Below are 9,990 nucleotides of genomic sequence, written 5' to 3' on the forward strand. Positions count from 1 at the left end.
CTCCGCTTGGTTGAAGGGTGAATGGCTTCCGAGAGCTTGCGTATGGGATGGATTTTTCCGTCGGCACGCTTAGTCCAGTTGACTGGTTCCATCCGGGCGCTCTCAAGAGCAATGCCGTCGCCAGGAATTCATGTGTGACCGAAACGAAGAATGGCAATGTATCGTAACGCACACGTGATGATAGAATCATATTACTTTTGATCGAGAGAATTTAGATAAATATCGACCGTCTTTTATTCGTCTGTTGGCTGACCGTTTTTCATGAGACTGCTGTTCAATAGGCTAACCGATCTTCGGCTAAGACGCTTGTCCGTGCACCGCTGTCTGCAGCGGCATAACGCTTCGAAGCTGCCGTACGCCGAGAGCGAGCAACTCCGAAAGCTATCTCCCGGCGGCGAAAACTGACGGCAAGGCATGATTTAGAGAAGCCTCAGCGTGTTGAAGTGACTGGTAAGTGCGGCATGGCACCGCACTTTTAGCCTAGGAGGAATGCTTGTCACCCCTAGTGGACGTCAAGGCAGGACGCGGCACCTCTTATGCAGGGAAGGGCTACTTCAGCCGCTTCAGCATTTCGGCAGCGACGGCGGGAGCCGATGCCGGGTTCTGGCCAGTGATAAGCTCGCGGTCGGTGACGACATGCGCCGCCCATGGGCTTTCATTGCCTGTGAAGCGTGCGCCGGCCGTTTCCAGCGCGGTTTGCGGATAGAATTTCATCGCGCCACCATTGAGCAGGCCCTTGGCGATTTCCTCTTCCTGATTGCTGATCACCGTCAGCTTGTAGCCCGCATAGATCCAGTCCCTGCTTTTGGCAGAACCGCTGGTTTCAAGCTCGGTGGTAAAACCTTTTGCGTCGGGAAGCGTAGACAAGAGCGCGATAGGGCCATGGCACACAAGCGCAGTGGTTTTGCCTTTTGCGTGGAAGGCAGCAAGAAGCTTGCCCAATTCTGGGCTTACCAGAAGATCCTGCATGGGCGCGTGGCCACCCGGAACATAGACCGCATCGAACTGGTCATAGCCAATCTCTTCGACTCGGGCGAGACTGATGACCGGAGAGGCACGGCTGGATGTCAGCCTAAGCTTGTCGAGGAGCGCAAGGCTTTCTTGCAACGCCGCCTCATCGCCACCGAAATACATCTTGTCCACCGACGATTTGTCGAGTGCCGGGGCAGTGCCCTTCGGGGTCGCGAAAACGATCTCATGACCGGCCTCGGTCAATGCCTTGACCGGTTGCATCAGTTCATTGAGGTAGAAGCCGGTTGCGAAGGTCTTGCCACCCTTGAGATCGAGATGGGCGGAATCCGACAGGACGACCAGGACATTGGCAGCCTGCGCATCAAGGACGCCGGCTCCAAACACCGAAGCAAGAGCGAGAGTGCGAATAAGTCTCATCATATTTCTCCATTGGGAATTATTATGCCACAGACCTATTGCACGCACTTCTGGAGATAAATAATCAGAATGGGAATTCATTTGTTCGCCAAAGAGCAAAAAACTGTCCGCGGAGGTGACTATGGGGCGCCGGTTCGACCATCTGGGCGATGTGGAGGCATTCGTGACGGTCGCCGACAAGGGCTCGATGACCGGAGGCGCGATTGCGCTTTCCACCACGCCTTCCGTCCTCAGCCGGGCGATTACCCGGCTGGAAAACCGGCTCGGGGTCCAGCTTCTGCGGCGGACGACCCGCCGCCTGAGCTTGACCGAGGTGGGGCGGGCCTATCTTGAACAGGCGCGCGCGGCGTTTTCGCTTCTCGATGATGCCGAACGGGGCATTCAGGACGCCCCGGGACGAACACTCACGGGCGTCATCCGTCTCAGCGTACCGACGACCTACGGCCATTACCGCCTGCCTGCGTTACTGGACGGGTTCACCCACGCCTATCCCAAAGTTCGTATCGAGCTCAGCATTACCAACCGCAATGTCGATCTGGTGGCGGAGGGGTACGATCTGGCTATCCGGCTGGGTCCGTTGCCCGATAGCGGGCTCGTCGCCCGGAAGCTGGAAGATGCCTCGCTCTGTCTCGTAGCTGCGCCACGCTATCTCGCTCGGGCTGGCATTCCGCAGGGGGTCGAGGATCTGGCTGCCCATCGATGCCTGCCCTTCGTCATGCCGAGCACAGGACGTTGCGCGCCATGGCTGTTCCGCGTTGATGGAAACGATGTGGAATGGACGCCGTCCGGCGACATCGAAATTCTCGATGATGTGCTGGGCGTCGTTTCGCTGGCCGAAGGTGGCCTTGGCATCTGCCAGACTTATGATTTTGTCGCGCGCGATTCCATCCGACAGGGACGGCTGGTGGAGTTGCTCCCTCACGCGCGCGGACGTACCCGGTCCTTCTCGCTGCTCTTTGCCCCGCACAGGCGACTTTCCGCCGCCACGCGGGCGCTTATCGATTTCATGGCGAAGGAAAGGTGATCCGCAGCGCGGCTGGCAGACGGCCAGTATTTCGCGTGGCGATAAATTATCGCGCATTTGTTACGAAAAATAAGTTTGTGGCATTGGGCCCCGTTCTTTGTTCATGGGGCTCGAAGGTAGCGCTGCAACACCACGCCTTGCAGCAATGGTTACTGGACGCTTCCTGATATCGTCAGAGACCGGAACCGCCGAATTGCCGCCTGTGATGGCTGGCGTAGCGGACCGGTCAGTGGTTCCATCTTGGCAGTAACATATCCCGCTTTTTTGAGGACCTGTTGAAGGATGAGCATGTCGCATGGACGAGAATTGCTACGGTGCATGCGGGAAGACATATGGTCCTCCTTTATAGGGCTAGGGTTGGTGACCCGGCAATGTGCCTGGAAAGGGCCGCTGAACGATATTAGGTGTACGTCCCTACCTCAGCAATGCGATCATTGTGAGGCGTAATCTGAACGTGCATCGCATACAGAGGCAACCAGCCCAATCGCGCGGCCTTGAGTGGCATTCTCAGCGAAGCGGGAGTATTCTCTCCCAGCGAAGGGGATGCAGATGCCTCCAGCTGCGGCGAAGTTCGTCACCGGCTCCATCATGCGCCATGTGATGGTAATGGCAGGCACGGGCGCCATTGGCCTTGTCGCCATCTTCATCATAGATGCGCTGAATCTTTTCTATATTTCCCTGCTCGGCCAGCAAGAGTTCGCCGCAGCTATCGGCTATGCCGGAACGCTGGTCTTCTTCACCACATCCGTCGCCATCGGTCTGACCATAGCCTCCTCCGCGGTGGTATCGCAGGCATTGGGACGGGGAAATCGCGACGAAGCGGCGGACATGGGAGGAGCGGCGATTATCATCGTTGTGGCATTGACCTTCGGGGCTCACCGCTATCACCTGGCCTTTTCTGCGACAGCTTACCGAGATGCTCGGTGCAACCGGACAAACCCTAGACATCGCCACGTCGTTCTTGCAGATCGTCGTGCCCTCAACCCCTGTTTTGGCAGTCGGCATGTGTTTTTCGGGCATATTGCGGGGCGTCGGCGATGCACGGCGAGCCATGTATGTCACGCTTGCGGGCGGCCTCGTGACCGCCATTCTCGATCCGCTCCTGATTCTGGTGCTTCATCTGGAGGTTACCGGCGCGGCCATTTCCAATGTGGTGTCGCGCTTTGCCCTGCTGGCGGTCGGTTTTCACGGCTCGGTCATGATCCATCGGCTCGTCCGACTTCCCGATCGAAAGCGGTTTCTCACCGCTTTTCGCCCTTTTGCTGCGATCGGCCTGTCGGCGGTTATGACGCAGCTCGCCACGCCTATTGGAAATGCCTTCGTCACCGCCGGAATCGCGCATTTCGGCGACGAAGCGGTCGCGGGATGGGCCATTGTCGGTCGGATGATCCCTGTCGCGTTCGGCTTGCTTTTCGCGCTCTCCGGTGCCGTCGGCCCAATCGTGGGCCAGAATTTTGGCGCAGGCCGTCTCGACCGTGTCCGCCTGGCCATGCGAGACAGCCTTGTGGTCTCGACTATTTATGTGGGGACGGCCTGGCTGTTGCTCGCCCTCTTTCGGAACCAGATTTCGGATATTTTCCACGCGACGGGCGAGGCCCGTCACTTCGTCATCTTCTTCTGTCTAGTCGCTGCGGGCGGCTTTCTGTTCAACGGCCCGCTTTACGTCGCCAACACGGCCTTCAACAATTTGGGGTTCCCGGTTCTTTCCACGATCTTCAACTGGGGCCGTGCGACCATCGGCACACTGCCCTTCATCTGGTACGGTGCCCAATGGTATGGTGCCGAGGGGGTGGTGGCAGGTTGGTCGGCAGGCGGTATCTTCTTTGGCATTGTTGCTGTCATCGCCTGTTTCCGCGTCATCCGGCATCTTTCGAAGAATCCCGTCCGACCTCCCCGTGCCCCCTCAAGCAATACCGCCTTCATCCAATTCCCCTTTCAGCAGCGCCAAGGCCGCGACGACTGGTTAGCTACGAGATTGGAGGCGTAAAGACTCCCGCATTGATTTGAATCAAAAGCAAGCGTCGGTACGGTGAGCCATGGCAGGCGGGATGGTGCGCGTAGTTTTAACGGGCGAAATTTCTTATTTTCGGCCAGAATTAAAAGCGGTATATTACGGAATGGATGCAAAGTGCGCTTCAATTGATGAGTTAGATTACGTCCGAACAGGCTGCTGAAATTCGCGCTGCGTTACCGCAAGGGATCGTGCTGGGGGCGAATTTTGGGCGGATTTCGGTATGATTTGGCCTGATGGCCGAGGTTTTGCCGGTCATCTGGGTTTATTTTCCTCCCTCAAGACACTTTTCTCCCGTCGATCCGAGCAACTTGGGAAGACGGATGATGTTGTAGGCGGCAAGGGCGAAGGTAAAGGCCGCCTTCACCTTGTCCAATCCGCGGACCTTGAGCTGCGTGAACCCGGATAGTCCCCGCAAAAAGTTCCGCCTCCTGTGGCAGATAGGCTATCGTCTGCCTAACGCTGCGGGGGTCATGCTCCGCCATGTCATTTCCGTTGGCGAATATATGGCCACTGTCGGGTGCGTAAAGCCCACTTGCCAGCTTAGCCAGCGTCGATTTTCCGCAGCCGGACTGTCCTATGATGAGTGCCGGACGCCCCGCTTTGAGCATTCGGCTGATGAGGGCGATGAACCGTTCATCATCGATGCGCTTGCGCAGCAAGTTGACGAAGATGTCGTGATCGACATTGTCGAAGAAGCCCGACACGTCGACCTCGACAAGCCATTTGACACCCGACCAGCCGTATTTGATCTGTTCAAGAGCCGAATGGCAGGAATGCCCCTTGCGAAACCCCTGTGAGCGATCCGAGAAGATCGGCTCATATACATATTCGAGCATTATCTTCGCTGCCGCCTGCACGAGCTTGTCGTCCGTCGTGGGAATGCCCAGTGGCCGTTTCCGGCCATCGGGCTTGGGGATATAATGCCTGTGTACAGGAACGAAGCGGTATGAACCGTCCATCACGCTGGCGACGATCCTCTCCATCCTCGCCAGGGAGAAGCTGTCGAGGGTGTTGTCGGGTTCGACGCCGGGCGTCAGCGCGCCATGGTTGGTGGCAATGTCCTCGTAGGCCTGCTCCCAGAGTTTCGGGCAAGCGCGGCGTCGTTCATTCCGTGATCATGCTGCCGGACAACGCGCCCGAGGCATGGAGTGACCACGAACGCTTTGGAACGATGTCGAAGCCTTCGAGGTGCGAAAGGATGCGCAGCTTGCTCGCGAGGTAGAATGTGCCCTGCCGCGCGAGATGACGCAGGCTCATCCTGCAGGCAGGATCCGTCATTCCGGCGGCGCTGATCACCGGCATCCGCTCGGACCTGCCGGGCCATACACCGCTCAAGTGACTGAGAACGTCTACGACAGCCCTACAGGTAGCCTGCTTCTGATCCCTCAGGGTATGCATCACGCAATCAGCTGATTGCTCCTCGCCCACCGCGTGATTGCATCTTGGGGCGTAGGCGCGCGTCCGAAGAAGTGCTCTTGCTTCGAGATGTTCGAGACATAGGCGCCTGTCTTGAAGAACAGGAACATCTGGATCATGTCGTAGCCGAGCTCGGAAAACAGCTTCACCGGACGTGCGAGCAAGCGGAAAACGAGCCAGGGCACGGTCCGCACCTTGAGACGCCTCTTCGTAATTCCGGAAATGAGATCGGCGATCTCTTGCTGGCTTTTTGGCCCTTCGCGCCAGCCGACATCGATCGTTTGATTGTCGATCTCACTGCCCGGGAACGTCGCAGCCTTTGCAAGATACGAGGCCAGATCATCTGTCAAAACGTAGGACCATTTCGTGGTCTTATCGCCGAGGGCCAGGAACCGGCCAGCTTTCACGCCCTTCACTATGAAGTCCGCGCTCTGATCGAGAAACGTGGGCGCGCGGACAAAGATATATGGCACGCCGGACTTCTTGATCAGATCCTCAGCCACCTTCTTGGCGTGGAAATGCGGGACTGCTGACGCAGCCTCGCAGCTGACGATGCTGAGGAAGACAAATCTGCCGACATTGGCTTCTGCTGCCGCTTCGGCGAGGTTCTTGTTGCCCTGAAAGTCCGTGTTGATGCTTCCCTTCATATAGCCGTTCGCCGAACTGACGACGACGTCCACGCCCTGCAGGGCGCGATCTAGTGAAGCCGGGTCCATCATGTCGCCGCGCACCCATTTGACGCCGGTGTTGTCATTCCGGGGGGCGCCCTTACGCGACATCGCCACGACGTCTGCGTTCACATCCTGCGCCAAATTGCGGAGAATCTTGGCCCCGAGGAATCCTGTGGCGCCGACGACCAGAACCTTCTTTCTGGTCGGCGCGCTTGAATTGGTGGCGTCGGCGAGCGCTTTCTTATCTGGAGCCGTCGAAGGATGTAGTGATTGGGTCAATTGAATTCTCCCGTCATGAACTGGTATTGAGTCGAGCGCTCAGGACGGGGTAGTCGATGTAACCCTCTGTCCCGCCGCCATAATAGGTCTTGGGGTCGGCTTCGTTCATTGCGGCATTCGCCTTCAACCGCTCGGCAAAGTCGGGATTGGCCAGGACCAACTGACCATAGGCTTCAAGATCGGCCAGACCTAAAGTCACATCGGCGCCGATCAGGTCGCGCGGACGACCCGGCCGGTTGACGATCAAAGATTGGCGCCAGAGCTTGCGGATATCGGCGAGAAGCGGCTCGTTGCCCAAGTGTATGGTGTGCAGATAGGCGAGCTCGAGCTTGTCGAGTTCGGCGACGAGATGGCGGTAGAGATCCGATCCTTCGGCGCCTTCGTCGATCCCCCATATCGTCGTGCCCGGTGACAGCCGGATCGCTGTGCGGTCCGCGCCGATCTCCTCTGCAATCGCTGAAGCCACTTCGATGGCGAAGCGGGCGCGGTTCTCGATGGAGCCACCATATTCGTCCGTGCGCGAGTTGGCGCTTGGCGCAAAGAACTGCTGAACGAGGTATGCGTTCGCGCCGTGGATCTCGATACCGTCAGCGCCCGCCTCTATCGCCGAGCGCGCTGCATGGCGGAAATCGGAGACGGTTTGGCGGACCTCATCGGTCGTCAGCGCGCGCGGCGTAGGAATGTCCTGCATTCCGGTGGCCGTGAAGATGCCTGTTGCCGGCGCGATCGCTGACGGCGCGACGCCCTGGCGGTGATGCGGCGTGTTATCGGGGTGCGACATCCGCCCAACATGCATGAGCTGGATGAAGATGCGGCCGCCTTCGCCGTGTACTGCTGACGTGATCTTTCGCCAGCCGGCGACGTGGGAGGGTGTGTAGATACCCGGGGTGGCAAGGTAGCCCTGCCCGTCATCCGAGGGCTGTGTGCGCTCGGTGACGATCAGGCCGACGCCGGCGCGTTGGGCATAACATTCTGCGGCCCGGTCGCCCGGCGTGCCGTCGAAGGCGGCGCGGCTGCGGGTCATGGGCGCCATGACCAGCCGATTGTGAAGTGTGTACCGGCCAAGCTGGACCGGTGTGAATAGTGTATTCATCATGTTCTCCATTTAGAGCCCTTATGCACTATTCCAGCAACGGTATAAATCTTATCGATCTGGAAACAGTATTCCATATATGGCGCAATCTAGGCTTCTAATGACGATAGTGCGGCCTCGTGGGGCTAGAACATCGCCCCAGGCAGAGGCGGGGTTTTGGTCAGGGTTAGGCTTCCGTCTGTCCGCGAATTGTCAGCGGAAGGCTGAGCGATCAGGATGAGACAGCTGCTCCACACAGGATCGGCACGATCTCACCGAGCCCGGGCGGGCCCGGTACAGCCTCGGAGGCCGTCTTATTCTGCCTCACCACCCCATCTTGATGGTCGATTAGGACAAGGATCGATTGGTCGGGCTTGATTTCTAAACTCACGATTTGCCTCCTGATCGTTGTTGACACGATCAACCGGCCAGAAGCTCTCATCACCTTGTGAATGGTCAGCTCCATGCTGGCCACTTCGAACAGGTACAGCCGTCCTCTACGCGCGCCAGCCGACAAGAGTGGGCTTGTCGACTAAGTGCTTTTCAGTCGGCATAAGCCGCCAGCTAGTTGGCGGCGCACGCGCGCCGTGACCCGATCAGGGATCAGGCACTGCAGTCGCCCATCGTTCGCGCATATTTACCACCGCCCATGCTTGGGATAAATTCGACGGAATTGATTTCAAAATTCCATCTGTGGAGCAATGCTTGAGCCATCTGAACGACATGGCGCTGTTCGTGGAGGTCGCCAAAGCCAGGAGCTTTCGGAAGGCTGCGGAGGCTCTCGGCATGCCCAACTCCACTCTCTCGCGACGTATTAGCGAGCTGGAAAAGGCGATCAGCCTGAGACTATTGCATCGCACGACGCGCAAGATCGAGCTCACGGAGGCTGGCCAGATCTATTTTGAACGAAGCAAGAGAATCGTCGACGAGGCGCGACTGGCGCACGAGCAACTCGGCGCGATGGTTGAGCAGCCCAGCGGTGTCCTGCGGGTTTCGATACCTGTCGACTTGGCAACGCTTTATCTCACACCGGTCATCATCGATTTCGCGCGACGCTATCCCGAGATCACGTTCGAATTCGACCTGACCCCACGCCGTGTCGATCTGGTGGCCGAGCCGTTTGATGTGGCGATCCGCATCGGCAAATTGCAGGATTCTAGTCTGATCGCTCGCCTGATAGGGGGACATTCGCGCTATCTCTATGCCTCACCTGGATATATCGAGGCGTCAGGCGAGCCCGCTAAACCGGCAGAACTGACGGAGCATGAATGCCTCTGCATGCCACGGACTCCGACTTGGACTTTGCACCGCGAGATGAACAAGGTCGATGTTGGCGTCCACGGCCGCTTTACGCTCAACAGCGTCGGGATGATCCGCACCCTGGCAGTCAATCATCAGGGCATCGGTCTGCTTCCCGAGAGGATCGTCGCCGAAGACCTGGCCACCGGTCGACTCCGGCGTATCCTGCCCGAATGGCAGGGGTCGTCGGTCAGCATTTACGCCGTGACCGAAACTCGCCTCATACCTGCCAAGACCCAGCGGTTTATCGATTTCTTGTCCTCCACGCTGATGGAAGTTTGAAAAGCAAATGGTCATTGGCGATGACCAATATCCTTTGAACAGACGTTACCTCCGGCTGGCTTAAATATTACCGCTCACTGCCCCCGATGACGTAACTTTCGGCGAAGCCGGCGATGAGGTTGGCGCGCATGCCCAATCTTCGGATAAGCCATCGGCCGGCCGGTCCCGGAGGATCATCCGCGCGATACGCGATGGACACGGGCAGTTTGAGATCGCTGACGGCGACGCCCTCGAGCGTACACAACCCGCCTGCATGAGAAAATCAGTAGCGGAAATGCGCACCGGCGGATCGTCTTCAACGACGAGAACAGACGTTTTGATAGAGATGGACAGGATTAGCGCTGGGCGTTTCTAGGTAGCGCAGATTATAGCCCACGATCTGCCAAGGCCCTGGTCCAAGAAAGGCCTCTCGCGGGACCAGTTCGAAAGTGCGCTCAAGGCGTTCGTCGCACGAATTGCTAGCCGCAGCCATCATCTTCGTAAGCGCTTTCCCGCTGCCCTCCTGCCGCGGGAGATGTGAGCGTGCGAAGAAGGCTCCGGTTAG

General features: G+C 58.2%; 7 protein-coding genes and 5 pseudogenes. 5 read left to right on the forward strand and 7 right to left on the reverse strand.

Annotated elements, in window-relative coordinates; genetic code table 11:
* Positions 1 to 549 precede the first annotated feature (549 nt).
* Entirely contained in the window at positions 550 to 1,389 is an 840-nt protein-coding gene (locus IEX53_RS04355; protein ID WP_188821857.1) for a type 1 glutamine amidotransferase domain-containing protein, read from the reverse strand.
* Between the two features lie 121 nt (positions 1,390 to 1,510).
* Between IEX53_RS04355 and IEX53_RS04360 the strand changes: the two genes are divergently transcribed.
* Entirely contained in the window at positions 1,511 to 2,413 is a 903-nt protein-coding gene (locus tag IEX53_RS04360; protein ID WP_188821777.1) for a LysR family transcriptional regulator, read from the forward strand.
* Positions 2,414 to 2,920: 507 nt separating this feature from the next.
* Here the strand turns inward: IEX53_RS04360 and IEX53_RS23765 are convergent.
* Positions 2,921 to 3,418 carry a hypothetical protein gene (locus IEX53_RS23765; RefSeq protein WP_236016038.1) on the reverse strand — a complete coding sequence of 166 codons (498 nt, stop codon included), beginning with the start codon at positions 3,416 to 3,418 and terminating at the stop codon, positions 2,921 to 2,923.
* Between IEX53_RS23765 and IEX53_RS04365 the strand changes: the two genes are divergently transcribed.
* Positions 3,330 to 4,400, forward strand: coding sequence for an MATE family efflux transporter (locus IEX53_RS04365; RefSeq protein ID WP_236016023.1), 1,071 nt, complete (start codon positions 3,330 to 3,332; stop codon positions 4,398 to 4,400). The two genes, IEX53_RS23765 and IEX53_RS04365, sit on opposite strands and share 89 nt — an antisense overlap.
* 289 nt (positions 4,401 to 4,689) lie before the next feature.
* Here IEX53_RS04365 and IEX53_RS23770 read toward each other — a convergent pair.
* Together IEX53_RS23770 and IEX53_RS04370 are read right to left on the reverse strand one after the other, a co-directional pair.
* Positions 4,690 to 4,830 (reverse strand): annotated as a pseudogene (locus tag IEX53_RS23770) (IS5/IS1182 family transposase); the annotation flags it as partial.
* A gap of 13 nt (positions 4,831 to 4,843) precedes the next feature.
* Positions 4,844 to 5,410 (reverse strand): annotated as a pseudogene (locus tag IEX53_RS04370) (ATP-binding cassette domain-containing protein); the annotation flags it as partial.
* A gap of 101 nt (positions 5,411 to 5,511) precedes the next feature.
* Here IEX53_RS04370 and IEX53_RS23775 point away from each other — a divergent pair.
* Both IEX53_RS23775 and IEX53_RS23780 read left to right on the forward strand, forming a co-directional pair.
* Positions 5,512 to 5,681, forward strand: a pseudogene (locus IEX53_RS23775) (MobA/MobL family protein); the annotation flags it as partial.
* 1 nt (position 5,682) lies between these two features.
* Positions 5,683 to 5,819: pseudogene (locus tag IEX53_RS23780) on the forward strand (TrbI/VirB10 family protein); the annotation flags it as partial.
* 5 nt (positions 5,820 to 5,824) lie between these two features.
* On the opposite strand, the gene IEX53_RS04380 reads toward IEX53_RS23780, so the two are convergent.
* Both IEX53_RS04380 and IEX53_RS04385 read right to left on the reverse strand, forming a co-directional pair.
* On the reverse strand, positions 5,825 to 6,655 hold the full coding sequence (locus IEX53_RS04380; RefSeq protein WP_236016024.1) for an SDR family oxidoreductase: 831 nt from the start codon (positions 6,653 to 6,655) through the stop codon (positions 5,825 to 5,827).
* A gap of 151 nt (positions 6,656 to 6,806) precedes the next feature.
* Positions 6,807 to 7,898, reverse strand: a complete 1,092-nt coding sequence (locus IEX53_RS04385; RefSeq protein ID WP_188821783.1) for an alkene reductase — start codon at positions 7,896 to 7,898, stop codon at positions 6,807 to 6,809.
* Positions 7,899 to 8,570: 672 nt separating this feature from the next.
* Between IEX53_RS04385 and IEX53_RS04390 the strand changes: the two genes are divergently transcribed.
* Entirely contained in the window at positions 8,571 to 9,446 is an 876-nt protein-coding gene (locus IEX53_RS04390) for a LysR family transcriptional regulator (RefSeq protein WP_188821785.1), read from the forward strand.
* A 295-nt stretch (positions 9,447 to 9,741) separates the two neighbouring features.
* On the opposite strand, the pseudogene IEX53_RS23665 reads toward IEX53_RS04390, so the two are convergent.
* Positions 9,742 to 9,990, reverse strand: a pseudogene (locus IEX53_RS23665) (hypothetical protein); the annotation flags it as partial.

This window comes from Paramesorhizobium endophyticum, assembly GCF_014640615.1.
GTDB classification, from domain to species: Bacteria; Pseudomonadota; Alphaproteobacteria; order Rhizobiales; family Rhizobiaceae; genus Paramesorhizobium; species Paramesorhizobium endophyticum.

Excerpts from the sequence above, each read along its gene's own strand:
- IEX53_RS04355 (WP_188821857.1), bottom strand. The coding sequence starts at position 1,389 with ATGAGACTTATTCGCACTCTCGCTCTTGCTTCGGTGTTTGGAGCCGGC.
- IEX53_RS04360 (WP_188821777.1), top strand. The coding sequence starts at position 1,511 with ATGGGGCGCCGGTTCGACCATCTGGGCGATGTGGAGGCATTCGTGACG.
- IEX53_RS04365 (WP_236016023.1), top strand. The coding sequence starts at position 3,330 with ATGCTCGGTGCAACCGGACAAACCCTAGACATCGCCACGTCGTTCTTG.
- IEX53_RS23765 (WP_236016038.1), bottom strand. The coding sequence starts at position 3,418 with ATGCCGACTGCCAAAACAGGGGTTGAGGGCACGACGATCTGCAAGAAC.
- IEX53_RS04385 (WP_188821783.1), bottom strand. The coding sequence starts at position 7,898 with ATGGAGAACATGATGAATACACTATTCACACCGGTCCAGCTTGGCCGG.